Below are 18,312 nucleotides of genomic sequence, written 5' to 3'. Positions count from 1 at the left end.
GCCGTCAGCCGAAGAACACCCCGACCTCCTCGTACAGCGCGGGGTCGACCGTCTTCAGGCGGGCGGTGGCGTCCGCGAGGGGGACCCGGACGATGTCGGTGCCGCGCAGGGCGACCATCCGGCCGAAGTCACGGTCACGGACGCAGTCGATGGCGTGCAGGCCGAAGCGGGTGGCGAGCCAGCGGTCGAAGGCACTGGGGGTGCCGCCGCGCTGGACGTGCCCCAGGACCGTCGTGCGGGCCTCCTTGCCGGTGCGCTTCTCGATCTCCTTGGCGAGCCACTCCCCCACCCCGGACAGCCGGACGTGTCCGAAGGAGTCGAGGGTCTGGTCCTTGAGGACCATGTCGCCGTCCCTCGGCATCGCCCCCTCGGCGACCACCACGATCGGCGCGTACGAGGCCCGGAAGCGGGAGGTTACCCAGGTGCACACCTGCTCGACGTCGAAGCGCTGCTCGGGGATGAGGATGACGTTGGCGCCGCCGGCCAGGCCGGAGTGGAGGGCGATCCAGCCGGCGTGCCGGCCCATCACCTCGACGACCAGGACCCGCATGTGGGACTCGGCGGTGGTGTGCAGCCGGTCGATGGCCTCGGTCGCGATGCCCACGGCGGTGTCGAAGCCGAAGGTGTAGTCGGTGGCGGACAGGTCGTTGTCGATGGTCTTCGGAACGCCCACGCAGGGCACGCCGTGCTCGTCGGACAGGCGGGCGGCCACGCCCAGGGTGTCCTCGCCGCCGATCGCGATGAGCGCCTCCACCTCCAGTCCGGCGAGGGTCTCCTTGATCCGGCGGATGCCGTTCTCCACCTTCAGCGGGTTGGTCCGCGAGGAGCCGAGGATCGTGCCGCCGCGAGGCAGGATGCCGCGGACCGCGGGGATGTCGAGGCGGACGGTGTCGCCTTCCAGTGGCCCTCGCCAGCCGTCCCGGAAGCCGGTGAAGTCATAGCCGTACTCCTGCACGCCCTTGCGGACGACGGCCCGGATGACGGCGTTGAGTCCGGGGCAGTCGCCGCCTCCGGTCAGTACTCCGACGCGCATGGAACAGTCCCTTCGCCGCAGGTACCTGACGAAGGGTCAGTGTGACGTGCGCCTCACTCGTCGTCGAGGCCGCGCTCTATCGCGTACCTGACGAGCTCCACCCGGTTGTGCAGCTGGAGCTTGCCGAGGGTGTTCTGGACGTGGTTCTGCACCGTGCGGTGGGAGATGACCAGGCGTTCGGCGATCTGCTTGTAGCTCAGGCCCTTGGCGACCAGGCGCAGCACCTCGGTCTCGCGGTCGGTGAGCCGGGGCGCCTTTGGTTCGTCGGTGTCGGCGGCGGGGGCGGGTTCGGAGGCCAGGCGGCGGTACTCGCCGAGGACCAGTCCGGCGAGGCCGGGGGTGAAGACGGGGTCTCCGACGGCCGTGCGGCGGACCGCGTCCTGCAGTTCCCCGGTGGAGGCGGACTTCAGCAGATAGCCGGTCGCGCCGGACTTCACGGCCTCCAGGACGTCGGCGTGCTCACCGCTCGCGGACAGCACGAGCACCCGCAGCGCCGGGTTCGCGGCGACGACCTCCTTGCAGACCTGCACACCGGGCTTGGCCGGCAGGTTCAGGTCGAGCACGAGGACATCGGGTGCGGCGGCCTTGGCGCGGCGTACGGCCTGGTCGCCGTCGCCCGCGGTGGCGACCACCTCGAAGCCCGACTCGGCCAGGTCGCGGGCGACCGCGTCGCGCCACATGGGGTGGTCGTCGACGACCATGACCTTGATCGGATCCTGCCGGTCTCCGGTCGTCTCCGTCATCGCTGCTCCGCCTTCCCCCGTGTGTTCGTCACGTTCTTCGGTACCTTCAGCTCGACCTCCGTGCCCTGCCCCGGCACCGAGATCAGTTCCGCGCTGCCGCCGAGGTCGCGCAGCCGGCCGCGGATCGACAGGGCGACACCGAGCCGCCCCTCGCCCTCGGCCTGGTCGAGCCGTCCCTCCGGGATGCCGGGCCCGTCGTCCCGTACGGTGACGATCACCTCGTCCGGCTCGTCCTCGACCAGGATCCACGCGCGTGCGTCCTGACCGGCATGCCGGCGGACGTTGTCCAGGGCGGCCCCGACGGCGGCGGCGACCTCCCGGGCGGCGCCCGGCGCCAGCGGCACGGGCGCGCCGGGCTCGGCGAGGCTGACCAGGGCGCCCGCGTACGGCGCGAGCAGGGCGCGCAGGTCGACGGGACCGCTCTCTTCCGGTTCCTCGTCGACGGCCCGTACGACCGCGCCCTGTGCGGCGTCCTCCGACACGCGGGAGACGGGCACGAGTCCGCCGGAGACCAGGGTGCGCAGCGCGACCTCCTGCTCGCCGGCCATCCGGCCCAGCTCTGCCGCCTCTCCCCCGATCACGGCCCCGCGGCGCTGCACCATCGCCAGCACCTGGAGCACGCTGTCGTGGATGTCCCGGGCCAGACGCTCGCGCTCGCGCGTGGCGGCCTCGATCTCCAGGGCGCGGGCGAGGGTGCGCTCGGAGGCTCGGGCGACCTCGACGACGTAGCCGATGGCGACGGAGGCGATGCAGACCAGGATGACGTTGTGGACGGTGTCGCGGGCCGGGCTGCCGCGCTCGGCCAGGTTGGCGACGGCCACCAGGCCGGAGGCGAGGGCCGCCCAGCGCCAGCCGCCCTTGATGGCGAAGGCGAGGACGGCGCCGGCGGTCCATATCGACGGCAGGGTCGGTCCGCCCGACTGGACCCGCTCGTGCGCGTCGGCGACGGGTGTGAGCAGGATGCCGGTGAGGGCGACGGTGAGATCGGCGACGAGGAACCGCTTGGTGCAGCGGGCCGCGTTCGCGACCCGGGGCAGGGTGGCCAGGGTCCAGCCGCACAGCACGGCGTAGTAGGCGACGGCGATCCAGGGGCGGGTGAACTCCTCGTAGGCGGTCGCGAACAGACCGATCGCGTACAGCATCGTGAGCACCCGGTAGCCGGTGAGCGCACGCCACAGCGGCTGCTCGACCGACATCCTCATGACGCGCTCGCGCTTGGCCATCTCCCCCGCCCCCCGACCGAAGCCCCGGCTAGGGCTCGGTCCGCCCCTGCTCCGCCTGCTTCTGCTTGTCGGCCTGTTCCTTCGCGGCCCGGGCGAGAGCGGCCTTGGCCGCCTTCTCGGCTTCCTTCTCCGCCTTCGCCGCTTCCGTGAGCTGCCGCTTCATGGCCGTGGCGTACATGTCGACGTATTCCTGGCCGGAGAGGTTCATGATCTCGTACATGACCTCGTCGGTCACCGCGCGCAGCACGAACCGGTCGTGCTCCATGCCCTGGTAGCGGCTGAAGTCCAGGGGCTTGCCGATCCGGATGCCCGGCCGCATCAGCTTCGGCATGACCTTCCCGGGCGGCTGGATCTTCTCCGTGTCGATCATGGCGACGGGGATCACGGGCGCGCCGGTGGCGAGCGCCACGCGCGCGAGGCCGCCCGGCTTGCCCCGGTAGAGCCGTCCGTCGGGCGAGCGCGTGCCCTCCGGGTAGAGCCCGAACAGCTCACCGCGCTCCAGCACCTCTATACCGCTCTTGATGGCGGCCTCGCCCGCGCCGCGCGCACCGGAGCGGTCCACGGGGAGCTGCCCGACCCCCTTGAAGAAGGCGGCCGTGAGCCGGCCCTTCACGCCGGGCGTGGTGAAGTACTCGGCCTTCGCGATGAAGGTGACCTTGCGGTCGAGGACGGCGGGCAGGAAGAACGAGTCGGAGAACGACAGGTGATTGCTCGCCAGGATCGCAGCACCCTCGGCGGGTACGTTCTCCAGGCCCTCCACCCAGGGCCTGAAGGCGAGCTTCAGCGGACCCCCGATGGTGACCTTCATCGCGCCGTACAACAACCGAGTGCCTCCTGTATGTGTCGATCAGACCTTAACCCGGAGCGCCGTCGAAGGAGCCGACGGCCCTGGTCGGTGTCAGTGCGGTCGCGTACGGTGAAGGTCCCGCGAACGCCGTGCGACCCCTTCCATGACGTTCCGTGACATTGCGTGATCGTGCCAGTCCCTTCTCACGACCAGGAGGCCGAAGGTGCCGGTCCTCGCCGGAGCCGAGCCGTTTCACCACGAGGGCGGAGAGGCAGCCGTCCTCCTCTGCCACGGCTTCACCGGATCACCGCAGTCGCTGCGCCCCTGGGCGGAGCACCTCGCCGAGCACGGTATGACCGTCTCCCTGCCACTGCTGCCCGGGCACGGCACGCGCTGGGAGGACCTGCGGATCACCGGCTGGCAGGACTGGTACGCGGAGGTGGACCGCGAGCTGCGCCTGCTGTGCGAGCGCCGCGAGACGGTTTTCGTGGCCGGTCTGTCGATGGGCGGCGCGCTGGCCCTGCGGCTGGCCGCGAAGCACGGCGACGCCGTCCGCGGTGTCATGGTCGTCAACCCCGCGAACAAGGTGCACGGCCTGGCCGCGCACGCTCTCCCGGTGGTGCGCCACCTCGTCCCCGCGACGAAGGGCATCGCCAGCGACATCGCCAAGCCGGACGGCAGGGAGCTCGGCTACGACCGGGTGCCGCTGCACGCGGCGCACTCGCTGCGGCAGTTCTTCCGGATCGTCGACGGCGAGCTGCCGCAGGTCACCCAGCCGGTGCTGCTGATGCACAGCCCGCAGGACCATGTGGTGCCGCCCGCCGACTCCGCCCGGGTCCTCAGCCGCATCTCGTCGACGGACGTGAAAGAGGTCATCCTGGAACAGAGCTACCACGTCGCCACGTTGGACCATGACGCGGACCTGATCCACGAGGAGAGCCTCGCGTTCATCGGCCGCATCGCGTCCGGCCTCGGCAAGGAGCCCGGGCTCGGCAAGGAAGGGACGACCGCAGGTGGCTGAGCACGACTCCGGCCGTGAGGGCCGGGAGCCGGACGACAAGGGCGTCCCCTTCGACGAGGAGGCCGCCTGGGCGGCGATCGTCGCCGGGTACGGCGAGGAGCCGCCTGACCCGCCGGGCGCCAAGCCGTTCAAGTCCATCGAGGATCTGGCCCTGCCCGCGACCGGGACCAACGACGCCGTGCTGGACGGCGACCGCGGCGACACGGCCGTGAAGTCCGGGGACGTCGTGAAGCCGGTCGAGTCGGAGGAGGCCGAGAGGCCCGGGCCCGGGGACGAAGCCGCGAAGCCCCTGGGCGGCTCGGTCTCCTTCGCGCCCGGTGTCGGTCCGCGCGACTACTCCACGCCCGAGCCCGCCGACGACGACTTCGACGAGGACGACGAGGGCCACTTCGTGCCCCCGGAGCCGCCCGCGCTGCCCGCCGCCGACCCCACCGCCAAGTTCGCCTGGCTCGGCGTACTCGGCGGGCCGGTGCTGCTCCTGCTGGCCGTGCTGCTCGGCTGGGACATGACCTGGTGGCTGGCCACGCTGGGGATCGGCGGGTTCCTCGGCGGGTTCGCGACGCTGGTGATACGGATGCGGACGGACGACGAGGAGGACGACGATCCCGGGCGGGGCGCGGTCGTCTAGGAGGACGGGACCCTGACGGCGGCCAGGACCGGGAGGTGGTCCGTGGCCGCCCTCAGGTCTGCCTGGGACACCCCGGGCTGCCCGGTCGGGACGCCGCAGCCCAGCACCTCGATGCCCTTCGTCACGAAGACCGCGTCGATGCGCTGGTAGGGGTCGGTGGGCGTCCAGGTGTGCTCGCCGCCCCAGGGGGCCGCGGCCCGGCAGTCGGTCAGGCTGTCGGCCAGCCGGCGGAAGGCCGGGCCGTCGGGGCGTTCGTTGAGGTCGCCGCCGGCGATCGCGTGTTCCACACCCATGCCGGCGAGCCGGTCCAGGAGCATGCCGGACTGCTCGTAGCGCTCGTCCTTCTGCAGGGACAGGTGGCAGCTGAGGACGCCGAGGCGGGCGCCGGCGATGCGGACGACCGCGGTGGCGAAACCGCGGCGGTGCAGGCCGGGAGTGGGGGGCAGGAGGATGTCCTCGGTGCGTTCGACGCTCGCCCGGAGCGAGCTGAGGATCGCCGGTCCGGTGGTGGTGGCGCCGCCGGTGACGATCACCAGGTCGGAGGCGAGGGCCAGGCGGGCGAGTTTCTTGCGCCAGCGGAAGAAGCGGGGGGCTTCCTGGATGAGGACGAGGTCGGGTGCGCAGGCCTTGATGACGCGGGCCAGGGCGTCGGTGTCGTCGCGCATGGAGCGGATGTTGTAGCCGAGGACCCTGATGACTGCGGAACCGTCGGGTTCTGTACGCGAGTTGGGGAGCAGCGACATGTGATCAATTTACGCCCCATGACTCGGGGCGCGAGGTACGTACGCGAGTGCCGGTCGTTCGTGGCCTGTCGCGCGGTTCCTCGCGCCCCCAAAAGCAAAAGCAGGGCGTTTACATGATCGGGTCGGGCTCGCGGGCCAGGTCGGCCGCTCCTACCAGACCGGCCTTGTTGCCCAGTTCCGCCGCTCTGACCTCCGCCACCGGGCGCCAGTTGCCGCCGACCAGCCAGCGCTTGTACGACTTGCGGATCGGGCCCAGGACCAGTTCGCCCTCGTCGGAGAGGCCGCCGCCGACGATGAACGCGGAGGGGTCGAAGAGGGAGGCCAGGTCGGCGAGGCCCGCGCCGACCCAGCGGGCCAGTTCGCGGTAGGAGTCGACGGCCACCCGGTCGCCCTGGCGGGCGGCCATGGAGATGTGCTTGCCCTCGATGCCCTCGGGTGTGCCGTTGCCGAGGCCGAGCAGGGTCTCGGCGTTCTCGGGGGTGGCGTTGGCGCGCTGCTTGGCGTACCTGACGAGGGCGCGGCCGGAGGCGTACTGCTCCCAGCAGCCCTGCGAGCCGCAGCCGCACAGCAGGCCGTCCGGCACCATGCGGATGTGGCCGAACTCGGCGGCGACGCCGAAGTGCCCGCGGCGCAGCTTGTTGCCGATGATGATGCCGCCGCCGAGGCCGGTGCCGAGGGTGATGCAGATGACGTTGCGGTGGCCCTTGCCGGCACCGAACTTGTACTCGCCCCACGCCGCGGCGTTCGCGTCGTTCTCCACGACCACCGGGAGGCCCACGCGGGCCTCGACCTTGTCCTTGAGCGGCTCGTTGCGCCAGTGGATGTTGGGCGCGAAGTAGACCTCGGAGCGCTGCCGGTTCACGTAGCCGGCGGCACCGATGCCCACGCCGACGATGTCGTGACCGACGCGTGCGCCGTCCACCGCCGAAGCGATGGCGTCCACGATGCCCTCAGCCGTGCCCGGGGTCGGCACCTTGTGGGTCGAGAGGATGTTGCCGTCCTCATCGACCACGCCGGCCGCGATCTTCGTGCCGCCGATGTCGACGCCGATGGTGAGTCCCATGAATCCCTCAGTTTCGGTCGAGCCCCGCTACGGCCAACGGTACCCGAGGCATGCCGCCGGGTCCGTCGTCGTCCGCACGCTGGGCACCCCGGGATGCCGTACCGGGGCCGCCTCTCGGCCGGGCCCGGGGACTCAGTCCAGGTCGATGCGCCCCCCTGGGCCGGCGTCCTCGCCGCCGTCCCGGCGCTCGCCCTGGTCACGGGGGTCGTGCCGGTCGTCGCGGCCGGTCCAGCGGCGTTCCTGGTCCTGGACGGCGGAGCGGTAGGCGGCGAGCAGTTCGTTGCCGGCCGCGGCCAGGTGGCCGAAGACGTCCGGATTGCGCTCGATGACGGGTTCCACGGCGTCCTTGGCCTGCTGCACGACCTGTCGCACGACCTGCTGGGCGGCGGGTCCCGCGACCGCGCCGAGCAGCGGGGACTGGACGCCGGACAGCTTCTCGGCGACGGCGTCGACGAGTTTCCTCAGTTCCTCGGCCGCGGAGCCGGGGGGCGTGCCGTACTCGGCGCGGCGACGGGCCTTCTCCGCCTGGAGGTCCTCGGCGCACGCGGTCGCCCAGGCGTCGGCGTCGGTCGCCCGCACGTCGTCCGCGGCCCCTTCCCGGGCGGCGCCGGACGGAGGGAGATCTTCGCTCATCACGGACTCCTGACTGCGGTTCGTCCTTACGACGTTACCCGAACGGGCGTCCCGGGTTCACGGGTCGGGCCGGCCACTGTCGCCCCCCGTTCGGCCCCGCTGTCTCACCGGCTCCGCGGCCACAGCTCCGGGTCGGGCGCGAAGCGGATCCGCAGCTCGCCGTCGCGCAGGGCGGCCCCGTCGACGGTGCAGCGGCGCAGCACGGAGGGCAGCGGGACGACCCGGCGGAACCGCCCCGCCGTGACGACGAGTTCGTCGCCGTGCCGGACGAGGTCCAGTTCCTCGCGTATGGCGCCGGGCAGCGGGATCCGCCAGACGAGCACGCCGTCCTCGCCGAGCCGGTCGGTCACGGGCCAGTCGGCGGCGGGGACCGCCTGCTCGGTGCCGGGCACGGCGAGGGCGGTGAGATCGTCGCTGCCGCGCGGGTCGCGCCCGAGGTGGGCGACGGTGCGGACGTCGTAGGCCTCCCGCCACTCCTCCAGCGTCTTGCGCTGCTGGGCGACGGGGCCGGCGAGCCAGGTGTCCGGGGACGCCTCGGGCAGGACGCGGTTGGCGACCACGACGTCGGTGCGCAGACCGCGCAGGGCGAGGCCGAGCCGGGCGGTGCGCAGCGCGTCGGTGCCGGCCGGGCCGGGCTCGGCGACCAGCCGCACGACGGTGCCGCGGTCGGCGACGACCGCTTCCACGGCGGCGAGTTCCAGGTCCCAGCGGGCCGCCGTCTCGTAGAGCCACTCGGCGGGCATGGGAACGCCGGCGAGACGGCCCAGGACGGGGCGCAGGGCGCGGGCGGCCTGCCGTTCGGGCGGGAGGAGGCGGCGCAGGTAACGGCGGAGTTCCTCGGGCAGGGCGAGCAGGGCGAGGGCCTGCGGGGCCGGAGGGAGGTCGACGACGAGGGTGTCGTACTTCTCCGACAGCGCGGCGTCGCGCAGGGCGCGCAGTAGGGCGAGTTCCTCGGCCCCGGGCAGGGGGGTGAGCTCGTCGGGGTCGAGGCGGGAGGCGCCGAGGAGGTCCAGGGCGGAGGAGGCGCGGTCCTGGAGGGCGACGAGGTCCCTGCGGAAGTCCTGGGCGGCGTCGGGGCGCCAGGTGGTGAGACGGGGTGCGGCCTCGACCGGCTTCGACCCCGTGACCACGCCCAGTGCGGCACCCAGGGTGTCGGTGCGGTCGGTGCCGAGGACGAGGGCGCGGCTGCCCTCGGCTGCCGCGGCCAGGGCGGTCGCGGCCGCGAGGGTGGTACGACCGCTGCCGCCGGGGCCGGTGATCAGGATGGTGCGCATGGGGTCGAACGTACCCCGGGGTGGCCGGCCAGGGGCGCGGGGCTGTGTCGAACATGCGGCTCCGCCGCGCGGGCGCGATCAGCCACCGCGCGCCCGCACCCGGAACTCCACCGGAACCCCCGCGGCGGCGGTCAGGCCGACTCGACCCGCTTCTTCAGCCCCGCCAGCGCCCGGTCGATGATGACCTTCTCCGCCTTGCGCTTGATCATGCCGAGCATGGGGATCTTGACGTCCACGGTCAGCAGGTACGTGACCTCCGTGCCGCCCGCTCCGGACGGCTTGAGGATGTACGAGCCGTCGAGGGAACGCAGCATCTGGGACTTCACCAGCGTCCAGGACACCTCGTTCTCGCCGGTCCAGGTGTATCCGAGGACCTGGTCGTCCTTGATCGCGCCCGCGTCCATGACGAGGCGGACCTGCTCGGCGCGGCCCCGGGCGTCGGTCTTGAGGACCTCCGCCTCCTTCACCTCGCCGGTCCAGTCCGGGTAACGGGCGAAGTCGGCGATGACCGCCATGACGTCGGCCGGGGCCGCCTCGATGGTGATGCTCGAGCTGGTGTGTTCCGCCATCGCCGTGGCTCCTCCAGATGCGGGCCGGTATGAGGTCGTGCGCACGAGTGTGCAGCGTGAAGGCTACCGCGCACGGGACCCGCGGATCTCACCCGACCTGGGGTGTCCTCACCACTCCAGGGCCCAGGGCGTCCCGGTCCCCGCGAAGTGCCCCACGTTCACGCACTCGGTGGCCCCGATCCGCATCCTCCTCACCAGCGGCTGGTGGACGTGCCCGAAGAGGGAGTAGCGGGGCCGGGTGCGGCGGATGGCGTCCAGCAGGGCACGGCTGCCGCGTTCGAAGCGGCGGGCGACGGTGTCGTAGACCAGTTCGGGGACCTCGGGCGGGATGTGGGTGCAGAGCACGTCGACCTCGCCCACGGCCTCGATCTTCGCCGCGTACTCCTCGTCGCTGATCTCGTACGGCGTGCGCATCGGCGTGCGCAGGCCGCCGCCGACGAAGCCGAAGACCCGGCCGCCGATCTCGACGCGCTCACCGTCGAGGACGGTCGTGCCGGCGCCCGCGTACTCCCCCCACAGGGGCGGCATGTCGACATTGCCGTAGGTGGCGTACGTAGGAGTGGGGAAGGCGGCGAACAGCTCGGCGTACTGCTTGCGCACCGCCTTCTCGATCACCGTGGCCCGGTCCCCCTGGAGGCCGGCCCACAGCTCGGCTCCGAACACCCGGGCCTCCTCGAAGCGGCGGGCGGTGCGCAGCGCGACGATGCGGTCGGCGTTCTCGACGCCGAACAGGTCGGGGAAGATGCCGCGCGAGTGGTCGGCGTAGTCCAGGAAGAGGACGAGGTCGCCCAGGCAGATCAGGGCGTCGGCGCCCTCGCCCGCCCTGGCCAGGTCGCGGGCGTTGCCGTGCACGTCGCTCACCACGTGGACGCGGGTCCGGTGGTTTCCGGCTGGTGTGGGTGCCATGACGATCAAGCGTAGGTCGCGCGCTGCGGTTGTGAACAGTGGCGGTCCTACCTGCGGTTACTGGCCAGTCAGTTAGCAGGTGGACTACTGTGCGCAAAGGAATACCCAACTGTGTGACGCAGCGAACATCTCGATGGGACCCCCTGTCGTGAAAGCCATACCGACGGGTAACGTCCGGCCAGTCCAGTCGTGCTCTGCATTTCAACAAGTGAATGCGCGAGCACTTCCCCGAGCCTTGGACCGCACCGTCGCAGCACACACCGTCGTGGCGCCGGCGCCCTATGAGGAGCAGCAGTCTTGCGCGAGTTCAGCCTTCCGGCTTTGTACGAGGTCCCTGCGGACGGAAATCTGACCGACATCGTCCGCAGAAACGCCGCGCAGCACCCGGACGTCGCCGTCATCGCCCGCAAGGTCGGCGGCAGCTGGCAGGACGTCACGGCCACCACGTTCCTCGCCGAGGTGCACACGGCGGCGAAGGGGCTGATCGCCGCCGGGGTCCAGCCGGGCGACCGGGTGGGCCTGATGTCCCGCACCCGCTACGAGTGGACGCTGCTGGACTTCGCGATCTGGAGCGCGGGCGCGGTGACCGTGCCGGTGTACGAGACCAGTTCGGCGGAGCAGGTGCAGTGGATCCTCGGCGACTCGGGCGCGACCGCCTGTGTCGTGGAGTCGGACGCCCACGCGGCCGCGATCGAGTCGGTACGCGACCGGCTTCCGGCGCTCAAGCACGTGTGGCAGATCGACGGCGGCGGCATCGACGAGCTGGGCCGGCTCGGCCAGGACGTCACCGACGAGACGGTCGAGGAGCGCGGCTCGTTCGCCAAGGCCGACGACCCGGCCACCATCGTCTACACCTCCGGCACCACCGGCCGCCCCAAGGGCTGTGTGCTCACCCACCGCAGCTTCTTCGCCGAGTGCGGCAACATCGTCGAGCGGCTGCGGCCGCTGTTCCGCACGGGCGAGTGCTCGGTGCTGCTCTTCCTGCCGCTCGCGCACGTCTTCGGCCGGCTGGTGCAGATCGCGCCCATGATGGCGCCGATCAAACTGGGCACGGTCCCGGACATCAAGGACCTCACCGACGAGCTGGCCGCGTTCCGTCCGACGCTGATCCTCGGGGTGCCGCGCGTCTTCGAGAAGGTCTACAACTCGGCGCGTGCCAAGGCCCAGGCGGACGGCAAGGGCAAGATCTTCGACAAGGCGGCCGACACCGCCATCGCGTACAGCAAGGCGCTGGACACCCCCTCGGGCCCGTCGCTCGGCCTGAAGATCAAGTACAAGACGTTCGACAAGCTCGTCTACAGCAAGCTCCGCGCGGTTCTCGGCGGCCGGGGCGAGTACGCCATCTCCGGCGGCGCACCGCTCGGCGAGCGCCTCGGCCACTTCTTCCGCGGCATCGGCTTCACGGTCCTGGAGGGCTACGGCCTGACCGAGTCCTGCGCGGCCACCGCGTTCAACCCCTGGGACCGGCAGAAGATCGGCACGGTCGGCCAGCCGCTGCCCGGCTCGGTGGTGCGCATCGCCGACGACGGCGAGGTGCTGCTGCACGGCGAGCACCTGTTCAAGGAGTACTGGAACAACCCCGAAGCGACCGCCGAGGCGCTGGCGGACGGCTGGTTCCACACGGGTGACATCGGCACCCTCGACGAGGACGGCTACCTCAGGATCACCGGCCGCAAGAAGGAGATCATCGTCACCGCGGGCGGCAAGAACGTCGCCCCGGCCGTGATCGAGGACCGCATCCGGGCGCACGCGCTGGTCGCGGAGTGCATGGTGGTGGGCGACGGGCGGCCGTTCGTGGGCGCGCTGATCACCATCGACGAGGAGTTCCTGGGCCGTTGGTGCTCCGACCACGGCAAGCCGGCGGGTGCCACCGCGGCGTCGCTGAGCGAGGACCCGGACCTGCTGGCCGCGATCCAGGCGGCGATCGACGACGGCAACGCCGCGGTGTCGAAGGCGGAATCGGTGCGGAAGTTCCGCATTCTGAACTCCCAGTTCACGGAGGAGTCGGGCTACCTGACGCCGTCGCTGAAACTGAAGCGCAACGTGGTGGCGAAGGACTACGCGCACGAGATCGAGGCCATTTACGCGAAGTGACCTCCTGGTCGGCTATGGCGCGGTGTCCTCGGCGAGGACCCGCGCCATCGTGCGTTCGGCGAGCGCGGTGATGGTCACGAACGGGTTGACCCCGAGCGACCCGGGCACGAGCGAGCCGTCGGTGACGTACAGCCGGGGGTATCCCCTGACCCGCCCGTAGTCGTCGGTCGCCCTGCCCAGCACGCAGCCGCCGAGCGGGTGGTAGGTGAAGTCGTCGGCGAAGACCTTGTTCTTCGAGCCGAACAGGTCGTACCGGTAGATCGTCGCGTTGGCCGCGTTGACGCGGTCGAAGAGCTTCTTGGCCATGGCGACGGAGACCGCGCTGTGGGCGGCCGTCCAGCCGAGCCGCAGCCGGTCGGAGCCGGTGTCGTAGGAGAAGGACGCCCGTTCCGGGTTCCTGGTGATCGCCAGATAGAGGCTCACCCAGTGCTCCAGGCCCGTCGGCAGCGGGGCGATCTCGGCGAACACCGGGTTGGCGGCGTTCGCCCAGTCGTCGATGCCCATGACCGGCATGGTCGACTGGTTCGCCCCGACCGTGTCCCACAGGTGGTTGGCCCGGCCCAGCATCACGTTGCCGTTGGTGCCCCAGCCGGCGCCGACACTGGCGTCGAGGCCGGGAAGCGTGCCCGTCTCCCGGGCGCGCAGCAGCAGTTCGGTGGTGCCGAGGCTGCCGCCGCCGAGGAAGAGGTACGTGCAGCCGTACTCCCTGGTTGCGACGACCTTGCCGGTCTCGTCGATGCGGTCGGCGGTCAGGACCCAGGTCCCGTCCGGCGCGCGGCTGATCGCGCGCACCTTCTCCAGCGTGTGGACGGTGACGTTGCCGGTGCCGAGCGCGGCGGCGAGGTAGGTCTTGTCGAGGCTGCGCTTGCCGTGGTTGTTGCCGTAGATGACCTCGCCGCCGAGTGCCGACTTCGGGGCGGTGCCGGCCGCCTCGCGCTCCATGTGACCGAAGTCGTAGACGCTCGGCACGAAGGTGGTCCGCAGGCCGGTCTTCTCGGCGTGCTTGCGGGAGACGCGGGTGAAGCGGTACCACTCCGTCGACTCGAACCAGGCCGGGTCGACGGTGTTCACACCGAGGGCCGCGCGGGCGCGCGGGAAGTAGGTGCCGTACATCTCGTCGGCGTCGACGGTGGGGAACTGCTCGGCGAAGTAGGACCGGGGCGGGGTGACCGCCATGCTCCCGTTGACCAGGGAGCCGCCGCCGACGCCCCGGCCGACGTACACGGACATCTGGTCGAAGTGCACGCGGTCCAGGACGCCCGGGTAGCGGCCGATGTCGCGGTTGACGACGTCCAGCCAGAGGAAGCTGCCGAGGGGGGCCTCGGTGCGGGTGCGGAACCACATGGAGCGGTGGTCGGGTGCGCTGGTGGTGCAGAAGACGTTGCCGTCGGGGCCCGCGGTGTTCCAGAGGCGGCCCATCTCCAGGACGATCGTGCGGATGCCGGCCTGGGCGAGGCGGAGGGCGGCGACCGCTCCGCCGTAGCCGGAGCCGACGACGATCGCCGGGGCGGTGTCGACTGCGTCGGGCTGGGCGGCTCGGGCGCTTTGGAGGCCGATGCGGGTGAAGCCGAGGGTGGCTGCGGTTTGCAGGGCTGCCATGCCGAGGATTTGACGTCTTGTCAGATGACGATGCGTCAGGTTTGATGTCATGGGCGCAGCATCGGCGGAATTTGCGGTTCCGCCTAGTGGGGTGCGGCTTGATCCTTGTGGGCGAGTGCGGATTGTTCGTGGTTTCTCGCGCCCACGCGGCGGAGCCGCACATCGATACAGCCCCGCGCCCCTTGGGGGCGACTGCTCTACAGCAAGTCTTTGAGGTGCTCGGCGAGCAGGTCCCAGCGCCACTTCTCCTCGACCCACGCCCTGCCCCGCTCGCCCATCCTGCGGCGCAGCTCGGCGTCGGCGAGGAGGACGGTGATGCGGTCTGCGGCCTCCTCCGGGGAGCCGCCCCTCACCACCCAGCCCGTCTCGCCGTCGAGGACCGCGTCCGGGGCGCCGCCCGAGTCGCCGGCCACGACCGGCAGGCCCGTCGCGGAGGCCTCCAAGTAGACGATGCCGAGGCCCTCGACGTCGAGGCCTCCGCGGCGGGTGCGGCACGGCATCGCGAAGACGTCGCCGGCGCCGTAGTGGGCGGGCAGCTCGGACCAGGGCACCGCACCGGTGAAGCGGACGGCGGAGGCGACGCCGGTCTCGTGCGCGAGCCGCCGCAGGTCCTGCTCGTAGGGGCCGCCGCCGACGATCAGCAGGACGGTGTCGGGCTCGGACGCGAGGATGCGGGGCATGGCCCGGATCAGGGTGTCCTGCCCCTTGCGCCGCACCAGCCGGGAGACGCACACCACGACCGGACGGTCCGTCAGGCCCAGCCGTGCCCGGACCTCGTCGCCGCCCGAGCCCGGGTGGAAGGTCTTCTCGTCGACGCCGGGCGGCAGCTGCGCCATCCGGGCGGCCGCCTCGGGCGTCAGGGCGGAGGCGATGCGCGAGCGGGTGTACTCGCCGAGGTAGGTGATCGTGTCCGTGGCGTCGCCGATCCGGCGCAGCAGCTGCCGGGCGGCGGGCAGCTGCGCCCAGCCGGCCTCGTGGCCGTGCGTGGTGGCGATCAGCCGCTCGGCGCCCGCCGCGCGCAACGCCGGGGCCATCAGGCCGAGCGGGGCGGCCGCCCCGAACCACACCGAGGCGCATCCGTGCTCCCGCAGCAGGCCGACGGCCCGCCGAGTGGCGCCGGGCGTCGGCAGCAGCATGGTCGTACGGTCCCGTACGACGGTGAAGGGCTGCTCGGCGTCGAAGGCGCGGGTCGCCTCGACGCCCTCCCGGGTCCGCTTCCAGGTCGAGGCGTAGACGACCAGCCGCTGCGGGTCCAGCCGCAGCGCCATGTTGTGCAGAAACGCCTGGATGCCCCCGGGCCTGGGCGGAAAGTCGTTCGTCACGATCAGGGTCTTGCGCACGCCGCCGACCCTACCGAACCGCCCTCACCGCCCTGTGCGGAAGTACATATGGCACGCTCACAGGCGGTGGGCCCATCATGGCCCCATCAACACGGCACGGGAACGGGCAGGGATCGCGTGAAGACGACGGGCACGAGGCGGTCCCTGGCATGGCCGGCGGTGGTCTGGTGTCTCACGAGGCTGTTGCTGCTGCTGTTCGTCCTGAAGGTGTTCGTCTTCCCGGGCCCGGACGTCACGAGCGACGTGCAGGTGATCTACCAGGGCTGGTACCACGTCCTGAGCACCGGGACCTTCCCGCTGTCCGACGTCACCTGGCAGTACCCGCCCGCCGCCGCCCTGGCCATCCTCTCCCCCGGCCTGCTGCCCTTCCTGGACTACGCGACGGCCTTCTTCGTGCTGGTCTGCGTCACCGACCTGGCCGTGACGGCCCTCATGGCGTACGCGGGACGCCGCCCGGGCCGGTCACTGCGCGGCACCTGGGTGTGGGTGATCGGCGTACCGCTGCTCGGGCCGACCGTGTACGCCCGCTACGACGTGATGGTCACGGCGGTGGCCGTGGCCGCGCTGCTCGCGGGCGCCCGGCACCCGAGGGCCATGGGCGCCCTGGCCGCCTTCGGGGCGCTGCTGAAGGTCTGGCCGGCGATGCTGCTCCTGGCCGCCCGCTGCCGCAGCGCGTGGGTGTCGGCCCTGCTGACCGGCATGGCGGTGACGGCCGGCTTCGCGCTGGCCATGCCGGGCGCGTTCGCCTTCCTGACCTTCCAGCGCGACCGGGGCACCGAGGTGGAGTCGCTGGGCGCCCTGGTCTTCCATGTCGCCCGGCACTTCGGCTGGCAGGGCCAGGTGCTGCTGAACTACGGCTCGATCGAGTTCCTCGGGCCGTATGTGAGCGAGGTGAGCACGGGCGCGCTGTTCCTGACGGGGGCGGCCTTCGGCTGGCTGGTGCTGTGGCGGCTGCTGGCCCGGCGCTTCGAGGAGCACACGCTCGCCGACGCTGCCTTCGTGGCGGTGCTGATGTTCACCACCACCAGCCGGGTGATCAGCCCCCAGTACATGGTGTGGCTGGTGGGGCTCGCGGCGGTGTGCCTGTACTTCCCCGGCAGCAGGATGCGGCTGCCGGTCGCCCTGGTGCTGGTCGCGTGCTTGGTGACGGTGCTGGAGTTCCCGTTCTACTTCGCCGACGTCGTGGCCAGCAACGGCCTCGGGATCACCCTGCTGTTCCTGCGCAACGGCCTCCTGGTGGCCGCCACGCTGATCGCGGCCCGGGCCCTGTGGCGGGCGACCGTACCGTCCGTCGCCCCGCCCGCCCCCGTACCCCCTCAGCCGACCCGGACCGACGAGACCCCCGTCTCCTCCTGAACCGGGACCCGGCGGAACAGCAACCCCGCCAGGCCGCACTGCACAGCCGCCGCCAACGCCAGCGCCAGGCACACTCCGGGCAGTCCGAGCCCCGTCAGTCCGTACGCGAGCGCCAGCTGGACCGCCGTCCCGAGCGCGGTGACGCGCAGCAGCGCGGGGGCGCCTCCGCTGCCCTCGAAGACACCGCCGAGCGCGATCAGGCCCGCCATCAGCACGAGATAGGGCCCGACGCAGCGCAGGAACAGCACACCCTCGTGCGCCACCGCGGGTCCCGCGCCGAAGGCGGCCATGATCCATGGGGCGCCTACGGCCAGCAGCACGGCCGCGGTGAGGCCGAGGGCCGCGGAGAGGAACACGGCCTGCCTCCCGATCGCCCGCCGCGCGTCCCGCCCCGCCCCGCGCGTGTGGGCGGTGTGGATGGCGGCGGCCTGGCGGACGGCGTAGAAGGCCATGGTCGCCACGTACATGGCCTTGTAGGCGATCGCGTACGCGGCCACCGCCGTCACACCGAGCCGCGCCACGATCGCGACCAGGGCCAGGGCGCCCGTCTGCCGCACGGTGAAGTCGGAGGACATCGGCAGCCCGGTCGTCAGCGTCCGGCGCAGCGAGACCGCCAGGGTCTCCCCCGGCTCTGCCCGGCGGGCGGTGCGCAGCAGGGCGTTGCGCCGGAGCGCCACGAGTCCGGCCCCGAGCGCCACGCACCGGGACAGCACGGTGGAGGCTGCGGCGCCCCGGACGCCGTCGAGCTGGATGAAGAGCGGGTCCAGGACCAGGATCAGGCCGTTGGCCAGCAGCGCGAGCCGCATCGGGGTGCGGGTGTCGCCGGTGCCCTTCAGGAGGCCGTCGACGAGTTGCTGGGCGAAGAAGACGGCCATGCCCGGCATGGAGAGCGTGAAGTAGGCGACGGCGAGCGGGAGCGCGGCGCCGTCCGCTCCGCCCAGCACCAGCCGGGCCAGCGGTTCGCGGGCGAGCAGGCCGCCCGCCACCACCAGGGGCGTCACCAGCGCCCACAGCGCCCACCCGCCGCGCACGGCGGCCCGTACGGCCCCGGGATCACGGGCACCGCGGCCGTGGGCGACCAGCACGGTGGTGCCGGAGGCGAAGACCAGGGCGACACCGAGCAGCACGTTCTCCGTGCTGGTCGCCACGGCCACGGCCGCCACGGCCGGACCGCCCAGCCGGGCGACCCAGACGGTGTTGATGATCCCTGCGGCGACCGATGCGAGGAGGGAGAAGTAGACGGGGCGGGCGAGCAGCAGGAGCTGCGTGCGGTGTGTGTTCACGGTGGCGGTCCCCCTGA

17 protein-coding genes are annotated in these 18,312 nt (G+C 72.0%); 4 read left to right on the top strand and 13 right to left on the bottom strand.

Features of this window, described 5'->3' with window-relative positions:
* Positions 1-4: 4 nt before the first annotated feature.
* Genes ABTX60_RS02090 through ABTX60_RS02075 form a run of 4 tightly spaced genes read right to left on the bottom strand, consistent with a single transcriptional unit; the run spans position 5 to position 3,807 of the window.
* Positions 5-1,033: a 6-phosphofructokinase gene (locus ABTX60_RS02090; RefSeq protein ID WP_352095167.1), complete on the bottom strand. Its 1,029-nt coding sequence runs from the start codon at positions 1,031-1,033 to the stop codon at positions 5-7.
* A gap of 53 nt (positions 1,034-1,086) precedes the next feature.
* On the bottom strand, positions 1,087-1,776 hold the full coding sequence (locus ABTX60_RS02085; protein WP_352095166.1) for a response regulator: 690 nt from the start codon (positions 1,774-1,776) through the stop codon (positions 1,087-1,089).
* Positions 1,773-2,999 carry a MacS family sensor histidine kinase gene (gene macS / locus ABTX60_RS02080; protein WP_352095165.1) on the bottom strand — a complete coding sequence of 409 codons (1,227 nt, stop codon included), beginning with the start codon at positions 2,997-2,999 and terminating at the stop codon, positions 1,773-1,775. Before macS ends, ABTX60_RS02085 begins: the two co-directional genes overlap by 4 nt.
* A 28-nt stretch (positions 3,000-3,027) precedes the next feature.
* Positions 3,028-3,807 carry a lysophospholipid acyltransferase family protein gene (locus ABTX60_RS02075; protein ID WP_352095164.1) on the bottom strand — a complete coding sequence of 260 codons (780 nt, stop codon included), beginning with the start codon at positions 3,805-3,807 and terminating at the stop codon, positions 3,028-3,030.
* Between the two features lie 202 nt (positions 3,808-4,009).
* Between ABTX60_RS02075 and ABTX60_RS02070 the strand changes: the two genes are divergently transcribed.
* Positions 4,010-4,807 (top strand): alpha/beta hydrolase, encoded by a 798-nt coding sequence (locus ABTX60_RS02070; protein ID WP_352095163.1) that lies wholly within the window; start codon positions 4,010-4,012, stop codon positions 4,805-4,807.
* A complete protein-coding gene (locus ABTX60_RS02065; protein ID WP_352095162.1) occupies positions 4,800-5,435 on the top strand; it encodes a hypothetical protein in 636 nt (211 codons plus the stop codon). The genes ABTX60_RS02070 and ABTX60_RS02065 overlap by 8 nt, the downstream gene beginning before the upstream one ends.
* On the opposite strand, the gene ABTX60_RS02060 is transcribed toward ABTX60_RS02065, so the two are convergent.
* From ABTX60_RS02060 to ABTX60_RS02035, 6 genes are all read right to left on the bottom strand, one after another.
* A complete protein-coding gene (locus tag ABTX60_RS02060) occupies positions 5,432-6,178 on the bottom strand; it encodes an endonuclease/exonuclease/phosphatase family protein (protein ID WP_352095161.1) in 747 nt (248 codons plus the stop codon). The two genes, ABTX60_RS02065 and ABTX60_RS02060, sit on opposite strands and share 4 nt — an antisense overlap.
* A gap of 109 nt (positions 6,179-6,287) precedes the next feature.
* The gene (locus tag ABTX60_RS02055) at positions 6,288-7,241 is read right to left on the bottom strand and encodes an ROK family glucokinase (protein ID WP_344457196.1); all 954 of its coding nucleotides are present in this window, start codon (positions 7,239-7,241) and stop codon (positions 6,288-6,290) included.
* Between the two features lie 132 nt (positions 7,242-7,373).
* Positions 7,374-7,874: a DUF5304 domain-containing protein gene (locus ABTX60_RS02050; RefSeq protein ID WP_352095160.1), complete on the bottom strand. Its 501-nt coding sequence runs from the start codon at positions 7,872-7,874 to the stop codon at positions 7,374-7,376.
* A gap of 104 nt (positions 7,875-7,978) precedes the next feature.
* Positions 7,979-9,148, bottom strand: coding sequence for an ArsA family ATPase (locus ABTX60_RS02045; protein ID WP_352095159.1), 1,170 nt, complete (start codon positions 9,146-9,148; stop codon positions 7,979-7,981).
* Positions 9,149-9,279: 131 nt separating this feature from the next.
* The gene (locus tag ABTX60_RS02040; RefSeq protein WP_352095158.1) at positions 9,280-9,717 is read right to left on the bottom strand and encodes an SRPBCC family protein; all 438 of its coding nucleotides are present in this window, start codon (positions 9,715-9,717) and stop codon (positions 9,280-9,282) included.
* Positions 9,718-9,825: 108 nt separating this feature from the next.
* Positions 9,826-10,623, bottom strand: coding sequence for a metallophosphoesterase family protein (locus ABTX60_RS02035; RefSeq protein WP_352095157.1), 798 nt, complete (start codon positions 10,621-10,623; stop codon positions 9,826-9,828).
* Positions 10,624-10,920: 297 nt separating this feature from the next.
* Here ABTX60_RS02035 and ABTX60_RS02030 point away from each other — a divergent pair, with 297 nt between their 5' ends.
* Positions 10,921-12,717: an AMP-dependent synthetase/ligase gene (locus ABTX60_RS02030; protein ID WP_352095156.1), complete on the top strand. Its 1,797-nt coding sequence runs from the start codon at positions 10,921-10,923 to the stop codon at positions 12,715-12,717.
* A 12-nt stretch (positions 12,718-12,729) separates the two neighbouring features.
* Here ABTX60_RS02030 and ABTX60_RS02025 read toward each other — a convergent pair whose 3' ends face one another.
* Both ABTX60_RS02025 and ABTX60_RS02020 read right to left on the bottom strand, forming a co-directional pair.
* Positions 12,730-14,367: a GMC oxidoreductase gene (locus tag ABTX60_RS02025; protein ID WP_502992262.1), complete on the bottom strand. Its 1,638-nt coding sequence runs from the start codon at positions 14,365-14,367 to the stop codon at positions 12,730-12,732.
* 146 nt (positions 14,368-14,513) lie between these two features.
* Positions 14,514-15,656 carry a glycosyltransferase family 4 protein gene (locus ABTX60_RS02020; RefSeq protein WP_352095154.1) on the bottom strand — a complete coding sequence of 381 codons (1,143 nt, stop codon included), beginning with the start codon at positions 15,654-15,656 and terminating at the stop codon, positions 14,514-14,516.
* Positions 15,657-15,773: 117 nt separating this feature from the next.
* Here ABTX60_RS02020 and ABTX60_RS02015 point away from each other — a divergent pair, with 117 nt between their 5' ends.
* Positions 15,774-17,012, top strand: coding sequence for a glycosyltransferase 87 family protein (locus ABTX60_RS02015; RefSeq protein ID WP_352095153.1), 1,239 nt, complete (start codon positions 15,774-15,776; stop codon positions 17,010-17,012).
* Here ABTX60_RS02015 and ABTX60_RS02010 read toward each other — a convergent pair.
* Positions 16,973-18,295, bottom strand: coding sequence for an MATE family efflux transporter (locus ABTX60_RS02010; RefSeq protein WP_352095152.1), 1,323 nt, complete (start codon positions 18,293-18,295; stop codon positions 16,973-16,975). The genes ABTX60_RS02015 and ABTX60_RS02010 overlap by 40 nt on opposite strands.
* Between the last annotated feature and the right edge of the window lie 17 nt (positions 18,296-18,312).

Source organism: Streptomyces sp. NPDC126510 (genome assembly GCF_040302345.1).
GTDB lineage: Bacteria > Actinomycetota > Actinomycetes > Streptomycetales > Streptomycetaceae > Streptomyces.
This window is presented reverse-complemented; position numbering and strand designations above follow the sequence as displayed.

What these genes read in the sequence shown, in the direction of transcription:
- ABTX60_RS02060 (WP_352095161.1), bottom strand. Translation starts at nt 6,178, where the DNA reads ATGTCGCTGCTCCCCAACTCGCGTACAGAACCCGACGGTTCCGCAGTC.
- ABTX60_RS02045 (WP_352095159.1), bottom strand. Translation starts at nt 9,148, where the DNA reads ATGCGCACCATCCTGATCACCGGCCCCGGCGGCAGCGGTCGTACCACC.
- macS (WP_352095165.1), bottom strand. Translation starts at nt 2,999, where the DNA reads ATGGCCAAGCGCGAGCGCGTCATGAGGATGTCGGTCGAGCAGCCGCTG.
- ABTX60_RS02055 (WP_344457196.1), bottom strand. Translation starts at nt 7,241, where the DNA reads ATGGGACTCACCATCGGCGTCGACATCGGCGGCACGAAGATCGCGGCC.
- ABTX60_RS02075 (WP_352095164.1), bottom strand. Translation starts at nt 3,807, where the DNA reads ATGAAGGTCACCATCGGGGGTCCGCTGAAGCTCGCCTTCAGGCCCTGG.
- ABTX60_RS02085 (WP_352095166.1), bottom strand. Translation starts at nt 1,776, where the DNA reads ATGACGGAGACGACCGGAGACCGGCAGGATCCGATCAAGGTCATGGTC.
- ABTX60_RS02090 (WP_352095167.1), bottom strand. Translation starts at nt 1,033, where the DNA reads ATGCGCGTCGGAGTACTGACCGGAGGCGGCGACTGCCCCGGACTCAAC.
- ABTX60_RS02035 (WP_352095157.1), bottom strand. Translation starts at nt 10,623, where the DNA reads ATGGCACCCACACCAGCCGGAAACCACCGGACCCGCGTCCACGTGGTG.
- ABTX60_RS02040 (WP_352095158.1), bottom strand. Translation starts at nt 9,717, where the DNA reads ATGGCGGAACACACCAGCTCGAGCATCACCATCGAGGCGGCCCCGGCC.
- ABTX60_RS02025 (WP_502992262.1), bottom strand. Translation starts at nt 14,367, where the DNA reads ATGACATCAAACCTGACGCATCGTCATCTGACAAGACGTCAAATCCTC.
- ABTX60_RS02050 (WP_352095160.1), bottom strand. Translation starts at nt 7,874, where the DNA reads ATGAGCGAAGATCTCCCTCCGTCCGGCGCCGCCCGGGAAGGGGCCGCG.